This window comes from Cryobacterium sp. Y11, assembly GCF_002929535.1.
Taxonomy (GTDB): Bacteria; Actinomycetota; Actinomycetes; order Actinomycetales; family Microbacteriaceae; genus Cryobacterium.
Genome location: NZ_PJJO01000053.1, coordinates 24,421 through 41,291, shown reverse-complemented (window position 1 = coordinate 41,291; position 16,871 = coordinate 24,421). Strand labels below are relative to the sequence as shown.

Sequence of the window (16,871 nt, the reverse complement as noted above, 5' to 3'; positions counted from 1 at the left end):
GCGCCTACTCGTTCGCTTTCTCACACCACCCGCCTACCGAGGAGTCTCCCCGTGCCCGAACGCCAGATTCGTCTCTTCGGAGATCCGGTGCTGAAGACCGTCTCCGACCCTATCGACGGAATCGACGACCGGGTGCGCGGCCTCGTGCGCGACCTGCTTGACAGTGTGCGCCTGCCCGGCCGGGCCGGTGTCGCGGCGTCGCAGATCGGCGTCAACCTGCGCGCGTTCAGCTACAACGTCGATGGTGTCATCGGCTATATCCTCAACCCCACCGTCGTTGAACTCTCTGGCGAACCCGACCTCGTCGACGAGGGTTGCCTCTCTGTTCCCGGCCTCTGGTATCCCACCAAGCGCTACCCCTTCGCCCGCGTCACCGGCATCGACCTCGATGGTGACCCGGTCGAACTCTCCGGCAGCGGCATCATGGCGCAGGCCCTGCAGCACGAAACCGATCACCTCGACGGCTTTCTCTACATCGACCGCCTTGACAAAGAAAACCGTCGTGCCGCGATGAAAGAAATCCGCGAATCCATCTGGTTCTAATGTCTTGCGTCTGAAGTTCGATGGTTAAGTGCGCCATAGAGACTGACGGAAAATTTCGCACCGAACGAAAGCCGGAAGCCGGTCGTTGATCGAGGCGCGAGTTTACGAGCGATCGAGATCCTGGAGTCGGCGGGTCTCGACCGCTCGTTCTTCGACCGGCGGAAGGGGCGGGTCTGGCGTCGCGCTGTGACTACTCCCGCAGCGAGATTCCCTCGGTGATCGGCGCGCCCGAGTACATGGCATCGATCTCGCCGGCGAAGTCGCGCAGAATAATGTTGCGCTTGGTGCTCATCTTTGGCGTGAGGTGTCCGCTGTCTTCGGTGAATTCGACCGCCAGAAGCGTGAACTTACGAATCGACTCCGCTCGCGACACCGCCTCATTGGCGTGGTCGACCGCGCGCTGAATTTCCGCGAGCACGGTCTTATTGACGGATGCCTGCGCCAGCGACATGCCGGCGTCCTCGTGGTTGTTGTTCAACCAGACCGGCAGCATGTCCGGGTCGAGGGTGATGAGCGCGCTGATGAACGGCTTCTGGTCGCCAACGACCACAACCTGGCCGATGAGCGGATTCGCACGGATCGGGTCCTCGAGGGCGGCCGGGGCCACATTCTTGCCGCCGGCCGTGACGATGATCTCCTTCTTGCGCCCGGTGATGGTGAGAAAACCGTCAGCATCGAAGTCGCCAATGTCGCCCGTTTTCAGCCAACCGTCGTTGAAGGTGTCCGCGGTGGCCTGCGGGTTCTTCCAATATTCCTTGAAGACGTTGACGCCCTTGACCTCAATCTCGCCGTCGTCCATGACGCGAACGGACACGCCCGGTAGTGGCGGACCGACCGTGCCGATTCTTGCCCGCGTTGCCAATCCGACATTGGCGGGGGCTGTCGTCTCGGTCAGGCCGTAGCCCTCGAGAATGACGATGCCGAGGCTCTTGAAAAAGTGTCCGAGGTGGGCACCGAGCGGCGCAGAACCAGAGACGGCCCAGACCACCTTACCGCCCATGGCGGCGCGGAGCTTGCTGTAGACGAGCTTGTCGAACAGGGCAAACTTGATTTTCATTCCGAGCGGAATCGACGTTCCGGCCTGCACGAGCTTGGAATGCTCGACTGCGACATGGGTCGCGGCATCAAAGATCTTGCCCTTGCCACCAGAGATGGCCTTCTGCTGGGCCGAGTTGTAGACCTTTTCAAACACCCGCGGCACGGCGAGCAGAAAGGTCGGTTGAAAGCTGCCCAGTGCCGCCAGGAGGGTTTTGGTATCGGCCTGGTGTCCGACCCGCACGCCAGCGTGCACGCACAGCACCGAGATGAAGCGGGCGAAGACGTGGGCGGTCGTGATGAACAACAGCGTTGAGGCGCCGTCGGGGTGCACCAGAACTTCCTTGAGCGCGACCGCTGCATTACGGCTGGTCTCGAGAAAGTTGGCGTGGGTGAGCACGCAGCCCTTGGGCTTTCCGGTCGAGCCGGACGTATATATCAGCGTGGCCATGTCGTCGCCGACCGCAAGCGTTCGTCGGTGTTCGATTTCGGCGTCGGTCACGTCGACACCACTGGCGACGAGTTTGTCGAGGTCGCCGAGATCGATCTGCCAGACCGAACGGATGTCGCTCAGTTCCGGGTGCACCTCGTCGAACCGGGCAAAATGGTCGGCCGTTTCAACAATGACGGCCATGGCGCCGGAATCGCTCAGGTTCCACTGCACCTGGCCCGGGGAGCTGGTTTCGTAGACCGGCACCAAAATTGCACCGGCGAACCAGACCGCGAAGTCGATCAGGGTCCACTCATAGCGAGTTTTGCAGATCAGCCCGATCTTGTCGCCCGGCTCGATGCCGGCAGCCACAAAGCCCTTGGCCAACGCTACAACCTGGGTGTAGAACTCCTTTGTGGTGACGGGAAGCCACTGTCCATTTCGCGGCAGGGAGAACAAAACGAGGTCGGGAGTCGCCGCGAGGCGATCCATCAGAAGATCGGTGATGTTGGCGCCAGGATCGGCGGGGACGACGGCTGGCATATCAAACTGTTTCACGGCAACTCCTTTGGTACCGGCCGAACGTGCCAACTGCGCATCGCCGGAATTCTGCGGTGAGCGGGTGTTTCGTCCAGCGGCAAACTGGTCAACTACACTCTAGAGGGTGTCGCGCCCGGGGATCCGGTGTCGCGACATGGCTTTTTGATCGCTTCAAGTGAAAGGTGCCCCGTGCACGCCATAGGTATCGATATTGGGGGCACCAAAATTGCCGGGGCGCTCGTTGACGAAGCGGGCACGATCATCCGTTCCGCGCGGACGCCGACCACCCCTGGCAACCCGCGCGAAATTGAAGACGCGGTCGTTGTGATGATTGAGAACCTGTCCGAGGGCGAGAACGTCGTCGCCGCCGGCGTTGCCGCGGCCGGATTCATCGACTCAGCCCAGTCAACGGTGTACTACGCGCCAAACATTAACTGGCGCAACGAACCGTTCCGCGACAAGCTCGAGATCCGCCTCGACTTGCCCATCATCATCGAAAACGATGCCAACGCGGCCGGCTGGGCCGAGTTTCGCTATGGTGCCGGCCGCACGTTCACTGACATGGTTACCCTCACGATTGGCACCGGCGTTGGCGGCGCAATCGTGACCAACAACGCACTATTTCGCGGCGGATTCGGTGCCGGCGCGGAACTTGGCCACCTGCGCGTCGTGCCAGACGGGCTGCCGTGCGGCTGCGGCGCCCACGGTTGCCTCGAGCAGTACGGTTCCGGTCGTGCGCTGGTGCGCATTGCCAACGAGTTAGCGGATGCCGGCGGCGTCGGCCTAGGCCTGGCCGCCGCGCGCGAACGGCGCGGCAAACTCACCGGCAAGGAGATCGGCCGACTGATTCAAGACGGCGACCGCGGAGCCCTCGCGGCGCTGCACCAGCTCGGCGGCGCGCTCGGGCAGGGGTGCGCTAGCCTCGGCGCGGTGCTCGATCCGCAGGTCTTCGTCTTTGGCGGGGGAGTCGCCGCTGCCGGTGATCTGCTGCTCGAGCCGATTCGTGACGCCTACCTCGAGCACTTGCCGGCGCGTGGCTACCATCCCGAGGCCGAGTTCGCCATCGCCCAGCTCGTCAACGACGCCGGCGTGGTCGGCGCGGCAGACCTGGCCCGGCTGCACGCGGTGCGTTGAATAGTCCGTGGAAACCGCGCGCGGCATCCGCTTGGATTGCACCGGCGGACTAAGCTTTTACAGGATTATAAAGGAGTGCGAATGTTCTACTGGATCATGAAGAACATCGTCATCGGCCCGCCGCTTCTCTCACTGTTTCGCCCGTGGATCATCGGTCTGGAGAATATTCCGAAGACCGGCCCAGTGATTTTGGCCAGTAATCACTTGTCATTCATCGACTCGGTTTTTCTGCCGCTCGTTGTGCCTCGCCGCGTGGCTTTTCTGGCCAAGAGCGACTATTTCACCGGCACCGGTGTCAAGGGCTGGGCAACCCGCCAGTTTCTCACCGCGGCCGGGCAACTGCCGATCGACCGTTCCGGCGGCAAAGCCTCTGAGGACTCGCTCAACACCGGCCTGCGGGTACTCGGTGAGGGTCGCATTCTCGGCATTTATCCCGAGGGCACCCGCAGCCCAGACGCGCGCCTCTATCGCGGTCGCACCGGCGTGGCCCGCATGGTGCTCGAATCGGGCGTGAGCGTCATTCCCGTCGCCATGATTGACACCGAGAAGGCGATGCCGACCGGAACGCGCATTCCCCGCGTGCGTCGGATCGGAATCGTCATCGGCAAACCGCTCAATTTTTCCCGGTTCGAGGGTATGGAGGGCGACCGGTTCGTGCTGCGAAGTGTCACCGACGAGTTGATGTATGAACTGCGGCAGCTGAGTACGCAGGAGTACGTCGACGTCTACGCCTCCTCCATCAAGGAAAAGCGAGCCAGCCTTTCGCGATAAGCTGCCAGAAGTGCTGTTTACGCGTGAACGCGGCAGCACCTCATCCATTTCGGGCCGGCGTGCGTTGTCCGGTCCAGCAGAGAAAACAGGAATTATCCCGTGGTAGACCGCACTGAGCCCATTGTTGCCGCAGAAGCGTCTGTCATCACGGGTCTGGACCACTGGCGCACCTTGCCGATCAAGCAGCAGCCGACCTGGCCAGACGCCGCCAAGGTGGCTGCGGCATCCGCTGAATTAGCGACGCAACCGCCGCTGGTTTTCGCCGGCGAGGTGGACATTTTGCGCGACCGACTCGCCCAGGCCGCCGGCGGGCAAGGCTTTCTGCTGCAGGGTGGCGACTGCGCCGAAACGTTCAGCGGCGCCACCGCCGACCAGATTCGCAACCGGGTCAAGACCGTGCTGCAGATGGCCGTCGTGCTCACCTACGGTGCGTCGATGCCCGTGATCAAGATGGGGCGCATGGCTGGCCAGTTCGCTAAGCCGCGCTCGAGCGACTTCGAAACCCGCGGCGACGTGACCTTGCCCGCGTACCGCGGTGACATCGTTAACGGATACCCGTTCACGGCCGAGTCACGTGAAGCGGACCCCGATCGGCTGGTTAAGGCGTACCACACCGCAGCATCGACTCTCAATCTCATTCGCGCCTTCACCCAGGGTGGCTTTGCCGACCTGCGGCAGGTGCACAGCTGGAACCAGGGCTTCGCTAAGAACCCGGCTAACCAGCGTTACGAAGGCCTGGCCAAGGATATCGATCGGGCGATCAAGTTCATGATCGCCTGCGGCGCAGACTTCGAGGCCATGCGCCGCACCGAGTTCTACACCAGCCACGAAGGCCTGCTGATGGACTACGAGCGTCCGATGACGCGCATCGACTCCCGCACCGGCACGCCGTACAACACCTCGGCCCATTTCATCTGGATCGGTGAGCGCACGCGCGATCTCGACGGCGCGCACGTCGATTTCCTGTCGAGGGTACGCAACCCAATCGGTGTCAAGCTCGGCCCGACCACCTCGGCCGACGACATGCTGCGCCTGGTCGACAAGCTCGACCCGAACCGCGAACCGGGCCGCCTGACCTTCATCACCCGCATGGGCGCCGGTAAGGTGCGCGATGCCCTCCCGCCGCTGCTCGAGGCGATCAAGACGAGCGACGCGACACCGCTCTGGGTCACCGACCCGATGCACGGCAACGGCGTCACCACGCCGACCGGCTACAAGACCCGTCGGTTCGACGATGTCGTTGACGAGGTCAAGGGTTTCTTCGAGGCACACCGCGCCGTGGGAACACATCCCGGTGGAATCCACGTTGAGCTCACCGGCGACGACGTCACCGAGTGCCTCGGTGGTTCGGAGCACATCGACGAGGCCGCCCTGGCGACCCGCTACGAGTCGCTCTGCGACCCGCGCCTCAACCACATGCAGTCCCTCGAACTCGCCTTCCTGGTAGCCGAGGAGCTGGCCGTCCGCTAGTGCTCCTCTGGACGGGGCCCGGGCCCCGTCCGGGGGCCCAGTTTATTGACTGGGCCCCGGGCTACAAGGTGGGCCCGGTGTGCGGCGTGTTGTTGTGGGTTCTTTTCCGCCCCGTCCTGTCCAAGAGGGGGTGAGGGGAGCGGATACCGCAGGCATCCGCTCGTTCGGGCCGTGCTACGCCGGTGCGCGGGAGCTGCGCCGGTGTGCGGGAGCTGCGATATCGGGCGTCCGCTCAGTCGAATTGTGCTGCGCGGGGGCTGCGCCGGTGCGCGGGAGCTGTGACGCCCGGGCGGTGTCGGCCGGGTGCATTACGCGGGAGCTGCGCCAGTACGCGGGACCTATCGACAGGCCGGAAGTACCGCGAAACTGGCCGCGCGGGACTTGCGCCGCTGCGCGGGAGTTGGGCGTCCCGCGCAGCGGCGCAGCTCCCGCGGGGCGTGAGACGGCTGCCGAGGGGGCGTGAGACGGCTGCCAAGGGGGGCACCCGCACCCCTGACGACGACCGCGGAATCGCGGGGGGACTGATGTCGGCCACCGTAGCATTCGGCCGCTTTTCACACTGGGCCCAGCCGACGATCAAGCCGACCGAATCTGCGGCTGCTGGCATCCGTTGATCGAGAATGCAGAGTGCGACGCAGCCTCGAAAACATCACCATTCGTACTCACCACATCGGTGAGCCGTGAGTTTTGAACATCTCAACGTAGTGGCAAACGTGCTGAAACTCACGATTCGGCGCCCGAAACCCACTGCTTGGTGAGCGGATGCCGCAGCCAGCGACCCTCCCCGCGTCCCCGCCAAGGAGTTCGCTCTCCGGCCCGGGCCATATGTTTCTCGTATTTCGCCGTGGGGCTAGGCGACAACCAGCGTGCACGTGTCTGCGGACCCCGGTATGCGCTGATCGAGCTGGCCGAGATCGCAATAGATAAACGCGGCCGGCCCAGGCCCGGTCAGTGGGCCCATGATCGACCATGGGCCCGCAGCCGCAAGGTGGGCCCGGCTGTGCCCGGCGCGGACTAGAACTGGGGCGTGAGGGCGATCGTGCTGCCCTTGGGCAGCGAGGTTCCGGCAACGGGGTCGGTAGCGGCTACCTTGAGCAGTGCTGACGGCACGAGATCTGCGCCCGGGTTGTACGTGAGCCTGAAGCCGAGCTCGGTCAAGGTATCCTTGCCGTCGCTCCAGGAGAATCCAACGATGTTGGGAACGATGACCGGCACGGGACCGCGAGAGATGACGAGCGTGAGCGTCGCACCGGCGCGAATGGTGCCCTCCGGCACCTGCGCGGTGATGACCTCGCCCTCCTTCACCGTGTCGTTGTAGGTTTCCTCACCGGAGACGACGAGCAGGTTCTTGCCGACCAGAATGTCGGTCGCTTCGGCGAAGGTCTTGCCATCAACGTTCGGAATGGCCCCGAGCGACACGACGAGGTTGACGGTCAGGCTCTCGAAGTACTCGCCACCGGCCGATAGATCGGCACCGTCGGTTTCCTTGCTCGCTGAGATAACAGCGCCTTCGGCAACATCCCCATTGAAGACCGGGTCGACACTGCCGACCACCGCCTTCAGTCCGATGACAGCAGCGGATGCCGCCTCCTGCGTCAATCCCGCCAGTTCGGGCAGCGTGATGGGTTGCAAACCCTGGGAGACGATGACGGTGACCGGGCTGTCCTTGGGCACGCGGCTGCCGGCATCCGGATCGGTGCCGATGACAAGCCCGGCGGCGATGGTGGCGCTGAAGGCCTCTCCCAGCTCGGGTTTCAGGCCGAGTTCGGTTAAGTGGGCTGATGCGGTGTCGAAGGATGCCGCTGCGAAGTCGGGGACTTGAACGTCGGAGCCAGGGCCGGAGCCGAAGTACCAACCGGTGCCGCTGAGAGCTGCAGCGATGAGGATGACAAGGGTGAACAGCCAGAATCCACGGCGTTTACGCTTGTCGGCCGTGTTGCTGAGCAGAGCGCCGCTGTCTGGCGGGCCGACCGGTCCGGTACCGACCGGGTGAAGACCCAGCATCGTAGCGGCGGGAGGTTTGGTGGGAGCGAGCTTAGCGCCGAGAACCTGGGTTTCGGCATCCGTCAGGGCATCCGTCAGGGCGTTCGCGCCGGTACGCAGACTCGCTGGCAGCAGCATGGTCGACTGCAGAGCCAGTTCCTGGGTGCCGCCACGCACGAGTGCGCTCACGTCGTGCAGCTGGTCGAGCATGACCTTGGCGTCACGCGGACGCTCTTCGGGGTCGCGCGCGGTAGCCCAGAGCACCAGCTCGTCGAGCTCACGTGGAACGGAAGGCTCCTTGCTGCTTGGCATCGGAACGGTGTCATTGGCGTGCTGGTAGGCGATCTGCATCGGCGCCTCGCCGACGTACGGCTGCTCGCCGGTGAGCATCTCGAAGGTCATAATGCCGAGGGCGTAGATGTCGCTGCGGGCATCGGCGATGCCGCGGGTGACGAGTTCGGGGGAGAGATAGGCGATGGTGCCGAGCAGGGCCTGCCCGGTCGCCGTATTATTATTGACCGCACGCGCCAGACCGAAGTCGCTGATCTTGATGCGGCCATCGTCGGCCAAAAGCACGTTCTCCGGCTTGACGTCGCGGTGCACGATGCCGGCCTTGTGCGCGGCAGCGAGCCCACTGAGCACCGCCTCGAGAATATCCAGGGTTTGCTCGGCGGTCAGCCGGCCGTAGTCCTTGAGCAGATCCCGCAGGGTGATTCCTGGCAGGTATTCCATGACCAGGTAGGCCATGTCGGCGTCCTGGCCCTGGTCGAACACGTTCACGACGTTGGGGTGCGCGAGCCGGGCGGCTGACCTGGCTTCCTGAATGAAGCGGATCTTGAACGAGCTGTCGTCGGCGAGGTGCCCGTGCATGATCTTGATCGCGACCCGGCGTTCCAGGCGCAGATCGGTGGCGAGATAGACCGTTGCCATGCCCCCGCGGGCGATGCGCGAGCGCACTTCATACCGACCGTCAATAAGACGGCCAATCATCGGGTCGGTCGAGGGAACGCTCACTCCTTGATTCTAGGTAATACGGTGACGGCACCCGCGCGCGGCGCGCAGGGGTGGCTCGGTCTGCGCGCGGTCGCCGGACCCATAGGGTTCACCCAATGTCAACGAGCCAGGCTTGCGCTGACGTTTCCCACTTTGCGTAATAGTCCGGGTAGGCCGAAATCTGCACGGCTTGAGCCGCCTGGGTGAGCGTCATCGACTCCCACCCGATAATGTCGAGCAGGCCACGGGTGATGCCGGGGTTTGGATTAGCCGCCCCGCCAAAGAAAGCCAGGCTAGCCCGCACCGGATCCATCACCTGCTCCGGTGTGCCCCAGCCGGCGCTCGGACGCTGCTGAAACAGGCCGAGCGAATCCCGGTCGCCGTAGTCAACATTGCGCAGCCCCGACTCCTGGGCTGCTGCCGCCAGCGCGATGACCAGACCGGCAGTGGTCACGCCCGATCCGCGCCCGGTGGCCACGATGGTGCGCGCGTTCTGACGCATTTCCTCGGTCATTGGCGTGACAACCCCGGCAGTTGCCCGCGTGAGGGGGGTTGCCGTCGGAGTGGAAACAGAGACAACGGGCAGCGTCAGTACCTGTCCCGGGTAAATGATGCTGGACCAGCCGAGGCCGTTGGCGTCGAGTAGGGCCTGCACGGTCACGCCAGCGGCGTCGGCGACCGCTGTAATAGTCTCACCGGCGGTAATCGTGTGGGTGACGGCAACGGCCGCTGTGGGTAGTGGCACCACATACGCGGCTGATTGCAGCACTGGTGCCGCGCCGAGCAGCACGACCTGGCCGGGGTAGATGACGCTGCTTCCATTCAACCCGTTGGCACCGAGAACGTCGGTGGTCGTGAGCCCGTGCGCGGCGGCGATGCCGCTGATGGTGTCGCCACTCTGCACGGTATACGACGAGGCGGATGCTGTCGGCGCCGCCACTACGACGGCTGCCGGGACCAGGGTCAAAACCTGACCCGGAAAGATCAGGGAGCGGGAATCGAGACCGTTTTGCGCGAGCACGGCCGGCGTCGACAGGCCGAAGCGTGCCGCGATGCCGCTGACCGTGTCGCCGTCCACGACGGAGTATTCAGCCGGCGCCACCTGCACGTTCGCGGCGACTGACGAAGCAACGGAGGCGAGAATCGGGGCAGACTCGGCAAGCTTGGCTTTGAGCGGCTTCTTCACGAGGGCCTGCGCGTGGGCTGGCACGGCCAGGTTGAGGCTGATGGCGAGCGTACTGACCAGCACAATCGGCACCGTGAGCAGGGCAGGGCGAGCCTTGGCGTCACCGAGCTTCTTCATCCGACGTTTCGTGGCGACAGCAGCACCGGGCAGCTCAGCACCGACAAAATCGGTGACGGCCGGTTGCACAGCGGCGGAAGCGACGGGCGCAGCGGCATCCGTTGTTTTTTTTATTCTCACCTTGGTCAACATGGTGCTCCATTTCATTGTGTGCATCACGCTCGATGGGTGCATCAAGTTCGCAGCAACGTCTTCTGTGCAGCAATCCCCCACCCTGAGGTTTCCACAAATATGAGGGGGAGTCAATTGAGCCCGCACGACGAATTGGCACTGATCATGATAAAAACGGGCCGGATGTTATGTGGCGGCACCAAATCATGGGAAGGTTAAAGGGTGAGTGATGTGTCTTCTGAGCCCGAGTGGCTTACTATTCCTGCCCTTGTTAACCTGCTCGGAATGAGCCAGAGCCGCGTGCGGCACTTGATCGACGATAAGTACCTGCTGGCCATTCGGCGGGACAACGTCGTATCGGTGCCTTCCCTGTTTCTGCGTGACGGCGCACCCGTTGCCGAACTGCGCGGCACGCTGTTTGTGCTGGCCGATGACGGGTTCACCGACATGCAGGCGATGACCTGGCTGCTCGAGGTCGACGACAGCCTCGGAGTCGCGCCCATTGAAGCGCTCCGCGCCGGTCGCAAGGCCGAAGTGCGGCGCGTCGCCCAGGCGCTCGCTTAACCGCTTCACGTGACTCGCTGAAGCTCGCCTTAGCGCTCGGTCGCCGCGGAACGGCGTTGCGGCTAGTACGCTCGGCGCGTCACCTGAGTGGTCAGTGCCCGCAGTTTCTTCTGCGCGGCCGTGCTGATCGGCGCAGCGTCGAGTGCGCCCAACGCCGCGGTAACCTGCGCGATGATCAGGGCCTCGACCCGCTCGACCGCGCCGCTGCCCGTGATGAGGTCTTGCAGGGTGCGAATCTGGGCCGCGTCGAGTGTCGGGTCGCCGAGTTGCGCGTCTAGGGATCGTCGAGATGCGTCGTCCAGGCGTTCGCGGGCCAGTGCGATCAACACCGTGCGCTTACCCTCTGTCAGGTCGTCGCCGCTGGGTTTGCCGGTCACGGCGGCGTCGCCGAACACACCCAGTAGGTCGTCGCGAAGTTGGTAGGCCATGCCGAGCGGCAGGCCAAAGGCTCGCAGCGACTCCAGTTGGGCCGCCGAGGCCCCCGCTAGTGCAGCTCCGATCATGAGAGGCGCCTGAACGCTGTACTTGGCTGATTTATAGACGATGACGCGCAGCGCCCGGTCGAGCAGCTCGGATTCGGGATGAGCGAGCCAGGCACGTTCTTCGAGAATGTCGAGGTATTGACCGGCCGTGACCTCGGTGCGCATGTGGTTGAACTCGAGTCGGGCGCGCCGTGCAGAGGCGCGGTCGGTGAGTGCGTCGAGGCCCTCGTCCAACAGCTCATCGCTCCACCCCAACAGCAGGTCGCCCAGCAAGATCGCCGACGCCCGCCCGAACGACTCGGGCCTGCCGGCCCACCCCTCCCTGTCATGCAAACTTTCGAACAGTCTGTGCGCGCTTGGGGCGCCGCGACGGGTGTCGGAATTGTCGATGATATCGTCGTGCACGAGCGCAGCGGCGTGAAAAATCTCCAGCGCGCCGGCCGTCGCCACGATCGTAGAAAGGCTGGCGGCAGCAAGTGACCGGGTAGCGGATGCGCCGCCGGCGTCTGCGGCTTCGATCCGCTGGTTATCGCCCGGGTCAGCGCCTGAATCCGCGGCCAGTACGCACTGAGCACCCCAGTAACAGAACTGTGCTCTGAAGCGTTTTCCACCGCTGAGAAACTGCCGTGAGAAGTCGATCAGGGGAGTGAGATCGGAGCTGATCAGGGTCAGAATTGGATCGCGGGACAAGAGGAACTCGTCGATGCGAGATTGAACCAGGTCGACCAGACGTTTGCTTTCAGTCACCCGTATAGCCTAGTCATCATGGCGGGGTTAGAATTAGGTCATTCGAACCGTGTAGTTTCGAACGATTTTTGCAGTTTAACTAGAATAATCCACCCGCTCGATCCCGTAACTGGAGGGAATGAGATGCCGCTTTCGGAACAAGAGCAGCGACTCCTTGAAGAGATGGAGCGCAGCCTCTATCACAACGATGCCGACTTCGTCGCCAGCGCTGGAGTGTCGCGACTTCGCCCGAACTATCGCTCTATCGCGATTGGCGTACTGCTCGCCGTCGCGGGCATTGTCGCCCTCATTTTGGGCGTTGCCCTGGCGCAACTCTGGCTCGGCATTCTCGGCTTCATCGTGATGTTTGGCGGCGTTCTCATCGCCGTGTCACCCGGAAAAGCCATGGGTTCCGTCTCCGGACCGTCGTCACCGGGGCATCGCCCTACGCAGGCCAAGTCCAACCAGGGTTTGATGGACCGGCTGAACGATCGTTGGGACCGTCGCCAAGATGGTCAGTAAGGCGGATGGTCAGTAAGGCGGATGGTCAGTAGCGCAAAGCAATAGCGCCAGCAGTGGTACACCCAACGCCTGCGTGTACCACGTCCCTCCACTGGGCCCCCATAACTCAATAGATTGATACATCGAAGGGCCGATCATCCGATCGGTCCTTTTTTGTGTCCACAAGTCAGCCAATGGCATCCGTTTCGACGAAAACTACTCCATTTCCCTCCACCAATAGATTCCAGTAAACGAGCCGTACTTTGGCGACAATGTCGAGAATTTACCAAGATTTCATAGATTCGTGGTGCATGGTGGAGTAAAGTGGAGCCACACCTGAGTCTGGCCGGAAGAAAGGGGTTCGCGTGTTTCTTGGCACCTACGCCCCCCGGCTCGACGAAAAAGGTCGCATTATCCTTCCCGCGAAGTTTCGGGAGGAGCTCTCCACCGGCGTCGTGATGACAAGGGGGCAAGAACACTGCATCTACGTGTTCAGTAACCGCGAATTCGAGACGCTGCACGAGAAGATCCGCCAGGCACCGGTCACGAGCAAGCAAGCTCGCGACTACCTTCGGGTGTTCTTGTCTGGCGCCAGCTCCGAAACGCCGGATAAACAAAACCGCGTCACCATCCCCGGCAACCTTCGCGCCTACGCGGGGCTTGACCGGGAACTGACCGTCATCGGCGCTGGCAGCCGAGTCGAGATTTGGGACAGCGAAGCGTGGGCCACATACCTCGCCGAGCAGGAAACCTCGTACGCCAACACGACGGAGGAGGTGATTCCGGGACTCTTCTAGCCCCTGGCGCCTGACTCCTCGCCGTTTTTGCCCTGACGCACTTCCCCGGTGCCAGGACGAAATGGAGGGGAATCAGGCCTCATGGACTTTCCCGGCATTATGGCCAGCAACGATATCCCCAGTAACAAGATCCACACCCCGGTATTGCTCGAACGCTGCGTCGAGCTGCTCGCTCCCGCGCTCGAACAGCCCGGCGCCGTGCTCGTCGACGCAACGCTGGGAATGGGCGGTCACGCCGAGGCATTCCTGTTGCGTTTTCCCGAACTGACCCTGGTCGGCCTCGACCGCGACACCGAGGCCCTCGCCATCGCCGGGGAACGCCTGGCGCGTTTCGGCGATCGGGTACACCTCGTGCACACCGTCTACGACGGCATCGGAGAGGCCCTTCACGGTCTCGGTATCAGCGAGGTCGCCGGCGTGCTCTTCGACCTGGGCGTGTCCAGTCTGCAGATCGACCGCGTCGAACGCGGATTCTCCTACTCCAAGGATGCCCCGCTCGATATGCGCATGGACGGCACAGCCGGCCTCACCGCCGAAAGCATCCTGGCCGATTACAGCGAGCGCGATCTCAAGCGCATTTTTCAGGACTACGGCGAAGAGAAATTATCCGCCCGCTATGCCAAGGCCATCATCGAAGCCCGCGAAACGGCTCCCTTCGTGCGGTCAGCGCAGCTCGTCGACGTGATCACCAAGGCCACCCCGGTCGCCATTCAACGCCAGGGCCACCCGGCCAAACGGGTCTTCCAGGCGCTGCGCATCGAGGTTAATCAAGAACTCTCCGTGCTCGAACGGGCCATTCCGGCCGCGCTCGACCGCGTGCAGATTGGCGGCCGCATCGTCGTCATGGCCTATCAGTCGCTCGAGGACCGCATCGTGAAGCGCGCTCTCGCCGCGGCATCCGGTTCGACGGCTCCCGCCGGGCTCCCAGTAGAACTTCCCGAACACAAACCACTGTTCACCCTTCTGCTCCGCGGCGCCGAACTGGCCTCCGACGAAGAAAAGGCACTCAATCCCCGTGCTACGCCAGTCCGGCTGCGCGCGGCTGTTCGACTGAGAAGGGCCGCCGCATGAGCGACAACCTGGCACGCGTATCGTTTGAGGCCGAACCCACACAGGTCGAGACGTCGGTATATCGCCCGTTTCGCATCGTCTCGTCCGCACCGAGTCGCCGCACCCGCCCCCGCATCTTTTATGCCCTCACGGCCGTGGCGGGCATGGCGGCCATCATCGTCGCTCAGCTGCTGCTGAGCGTCGGAATTTCTCAGGGTGCCTACGAGATTGCGGGCCTGCAGTCGAGCCAGTCCACCCTCGCTCGCACCGCAGCCAGCGTTACAGAAGACCTCGCGAAGGTGTCGTCGCCCCAGAGCCTCGCCGCGAACGCCGAGGGGCTTGGCCTGGTCACCAACTCCAACCCGGTCTACCTGCGCCTGTCTGACGGTGCCGTTCTGGGCGCTCCGGCTTCGGCATCCGGTTCGCAGGCCGGCGCGGCCAGCCTCGTGCCGAACGCCCTGCTGGCGGGTAGTCCTGTGTTGTCGCAGCTGTCGTCGGATGCCGCAGCCAAGTCGGCAGGAACCGTCGCCATCACGAGTGCGCCCGTAGTTCCTGCAGGACTCGCGGCGCCCACTACCCGATAGTTTGTGTGTGTCGACCAAGATGGGCAGATGAGCGTGCGAACCAGTAGTGCCCAAGATGGAGCGCCAACCCACTCGACCACGTCGAGGCCCGGCCGTCGGCGCACCGTCGTGACGATTCTGGTGCTGTTTGCCGTTATCGCGGTTTTCCTGGTGCGCCTGGTCGACATTCAGGTGGTGCAGGCCGATTCCCTCACCAAAGACTCCGTGGGAAACCGCTCGGTGGGTCAGGTTGTGTACGGTTCTCGCGGTGAGATCGTCGACGAAAACGGGGTCGTGTTGGCCGGAACGGTCATGCGCTACAACATCACCATGTCGCCGACGAACGCGAAGGTTTTTAAACGCACCGTTGACGGTAAAAGGGTTGACGTGAGCGTGGCCGACGCCGCCGCCGAAATTGGCGCCGTCACCGGGCAGACCGGTGACGCCATTCTGCTGACTATTTCGAACGCCCTCGAAGCCAACGCCGAGGCCAACTTCGCCTATATCGCCCAGAAGGTCGACGTGGATGTGCTGCGGGCCGTGCAAGATTTGCACATTCCGTGGACCTACTCCGAGAACAGCCCGAGCCGGGTCTATCCAAACGGAGCCGTCGCCGGCAACATACTGGGCTTTCTGTCGGGGGAGGGTGTGCCGCAGGCGGGCCTTGAATCCGGGCAGGATGCCTGCCTGGCCTCCACCAACGGTAAGGAAACCTACGAAAAGGGTGCCGACGGCGTGCGCATCCCCGGCAGCAGCGTCACAAAGACCGAGGCCGTTGATGGTGGTGACGTTGTCACCACCATCAACTACGACCTGCAGTGGTTCGTGCAGCAGACCCTCGCCGCTCGGGCGCAGGAGACCGGGGCCGCGTGGGCCAACGCGGTTGTGCAGGACGCCAAGACCGGCAAGCTCCTTGCCGTGGCTGACTACCCGTCGGTTGACCCCAACGATGTGGGCGCTACCAAGAACCCCGACGACCGCGGCTCACGCGCCTTCACCCAGTCCTTCGAGCCCGGCTCGACCTTTAAAGCGCTCACCGCGGCATCCGTTCTCGATGCTGGCGTCGCCACGCTCGACACGGGGATCGTGGCTCCCTTTCGCTATCTGCCGTCCAATGGCGCCAACATCAACGACAGTCACTCGCACCCCGACCAAAACATGACCCTCACCGGGGTACTGATCGATTCGAGCAACACCGGCATGTCCATTTTCGGCGAAATGCTCACCGACCAGCAGCGCTACGACTATATGAAGGCCTTCGGCGTTGGCACGGCCACGGAGACTGGTTTTCCTCGAGAGGACGGCGGCATTTTGCACCCGGTCGATGAATGGGACAACCAGACCAGCTACGCCACCATGTTTGGCCAGGGCCTGACCACGAGCGCGCTGCAGGTCGCGAGCATTTACCAGACCATCGCGAACGACGGCGTGCGGATGCCGGTGACGCTGGTTGAAGGGTGCCGTCAGGCCGACGGCACGATGACCAACGTGCCGGCAACGGTGGGCTCCCAGGTGTTGTCGGAACAGGCCGCGAACGAGACCAGCGACGTACTCGAGATGGTGTACCAAAAGAGCTGGGTGTCGAGCAAATGGAACATTCCGGGCTACCGGGTCGCAGCGAAGACCGGTACGGCGCAGATGCCCGACGGTCATGGCGGATACTCCAACGGGTATCTAGTGTCGGTCTCTGGGTTCGCTCCGGCCGACGATCCGCAGTATGTCGTCTCGGTCAGCATTGCCGACCCTGTTAAACTGAACACGTCTGCCGCACCGGCTCCGGTCTTTCAAGAGGTCATGAGTCAGGTGTTGAAAAAGTACCGGGCGGTTCCCTCGGGCGCGAGTGCGCCTGACCTCCCTTCCACCTGGTAAGAAAGC

14 protein-coding genes are annotated in these 16,871 nt (G+C 63.4%); 10 read left to right on the top strand and 4 right to left on the bottom strand.

Annotated features, from left to right (window positions below; genetic code table 11):
* The first annotated feature begins 51 nt into the window (after positions 1 to 51).
* On the top strand, positions 52 to 543 hold the full coding sequence (locus CXY75_RS06675) for a peptide deformylase (RefSeq protein WP_104082055.1): 492 nt from the start codon (positions 52 to 54) through the stop codon (positions 541 to 543).
* Positions 544 to 733: 190 nt separating this feature from the next.
* On the opposite strand, the gene CXY75_RS06670 is transcribed toward CXY75_RS06675, so the two are convergent.
* Positions 734 to 2,566: a long-chain fatty acid--CoA ligase gene (locus CXY75_RS06670; protein ID WP_104082054.1), complete on the bottom strand. Its 1,833-nt coding sequence runs from the start codon at positions 2,564 to 2,566 to the stop codon at positions 734 to 736.
* A gap of 171 nt (positions 2,567 to 2,737) precedes the next feature.
* Between CXY75_RS06670 and CXY75_RS06665 the strand changes: the two genes are divergently transcribed.
* From CXY75_RS06665 to CXY75_RS06655, 3 genes are all read left to right on the top strand, one after another.
* Positions 2,738 to 3,682: an ROK family glucokinase gene (locus CXY75_RS06665; RefSeq protein ID WP_104082053.1), complete on the top strand. Its 945-nt coding sequence runs from the start codon at positions 2,738 to 2,740 to the stop codon at positions 3,680 to 3,682.
* Between the two features lie 81 nt (positions 3,683 to 3,763).
* Entirely contained in the window at positions 3,764 to 4,453 is a 690-nt protein-coding gene (locus CXY75_RS06660) for a 1-acyl-sn-glycerol-3-phosphate acyltransferase (protein ID WP_104082052.1), read from the top strand.
* 99 nt (positions 4,454 to 4,552) lie between these two features.
* Entirely contained in the window at positions 4,553 to 5,923 is a 1,371-nt protein-coding gene (locus tag CXY75_RS06655) for a class II 3-deoxy-7-phosphoheptulonate synthase (RefSeq protein ID WP_104082051.1), read from the top strand.
* Positions 5,924 to 6,937: 1,014 nt separating this feature from the next.
* Here the strand turns inward: CXY75_RS06655 and pknB are convergent.
* Positions 6,938 to 8,920, bottom strand: coding sequence for a Stk1 family PASTA domain-containing Ser/Thr kinase (pknB, locus tag CXY75_RS06650; RefSeq protein ID WP_104082050.1), 1,983 nt, complete (start codon positions 8,918 to 8,920; stop codon positions 6,938 to 6,940).
* Between the two features lie 88 nt (positions 8,921 to 9,008).
* Entirely contained in the window at positions 9,009 to 10,334 is a 1,326-nt protein-coding gene (locus CXY75_RS06645) for a LysM peptidoglycan-binding domain-containing protein (RefSeq protein ID WP_233201777.1), read from the bottom strand.
* Between the two features lie 201 nt (positions 10,335 to 10,535).
* Between CXY75_RS06645 and CXY75_RS06640 the strand changes: the two genes are divergently transcribed.
* Positions 10,536 to 10,877: an Rv2175c family DNA-binding protein gene (locus CXY75_RS06640; protein ID WP_104082049.1), complete on the top strand. Its 342-nt coding sequence runs from the start codon at positions 10,536 to 10,538 to the stop codon at positions 10,875 to 10,877.
* A gap of 62 nt (positions 10,878 to 10,939) precedes the next feature.
* Here CXY75_RS06640 and CXY75_RS06635 read toward each other — a convergent pair whose 3' ends face one another.
* A complete protein-coding gene (locus CXY75_RS06635; RefSeq protein WP_104082048.1) occupies positions 10,940 to 12,106 on the bottom strand; it encodes a polyprenyl synthetase family protein in 1,167 nt (388 codons plus the stop codon).
* A gap of 123 nt (positions 12,107 to 12,229) precedes the next feature.
* On the opposite strand from CXY75_RS06635, the gene CXY75_RS06630 reads away from it, so the two are divergent.
* The 5 genes from CXY75_RS06630 (at position 12,230) to CXY75_RS06610 (ending at position 16,865) form a co-directional block, all read left to right on the top strand.
* Positions 12,230 to 12,607, top strand: coding sequence for a DUF3040 domain-containing protein (locus CXY75_RS06630; protein ID WP_104082047.1), 378 nt, complete (start codon positions 12,230 to 12,232; stop codon positions 12,605 to 12,607).
* A gap of 344 nt (positions 12,608 to 12,951) precedes the next feature.
* Entirely contained in the window at positions 12,952 to 13,383 is a 432-nt protein-coding gene (gene mraZ, locus CXY75_RS06625; RefSeq protein WP_104082046.1) for a division/cell wall cluster transcriptional repressor MraZ, read from the top strand.
* A 99-nt stretch (positions 13,384 to 13,482) separates the two neighbouring features.
* Positions 13,483 to 14,454 carry a 16S rRNA (cytosine(1402)-N(4))-methyltransferase RsmH gene (rsmH, locus tag CXY75_RS06620; protein WP_104082155.1) on the top strand — a complete coding sequence of 324 codons (972 nt, stop codon included), beginning with the start codon at positions 13,483 to 13,485 and terminating at the stop codon, positions 14,452 to 14,454.
* Positions 14,451 to 15,017: a hypothetical protein gene (locus CXY75_RS06615; RefSeq protein ID WP_104082045.1), complete on the top strand. Its 567-nt coding sequence runs from the start codon at positions 14,451 to 14,453 to the stop codon at positions 15,015 to 15,017. The genes rsmH and CXY75_RS06615 overlap by 4 nt, the downstream gene beginning before the upstream one ends.
* Positions 15,018 to 15,044: 27 nt before the next feature.
* Positions 15,045 to 16,865, top strand: coding sequence for a penicillin-binding protein 2 (locus CXY75_RS06610; RefSeq protein WP_104082044.1), 1,821 nt, complete (start codon positions 15,045 to 15,047; stop codon positions 16,863 to 16,865).
* The last annotated feature ends 6 nt before the right edge of the window (positions 16,866 to 16,871 follow it).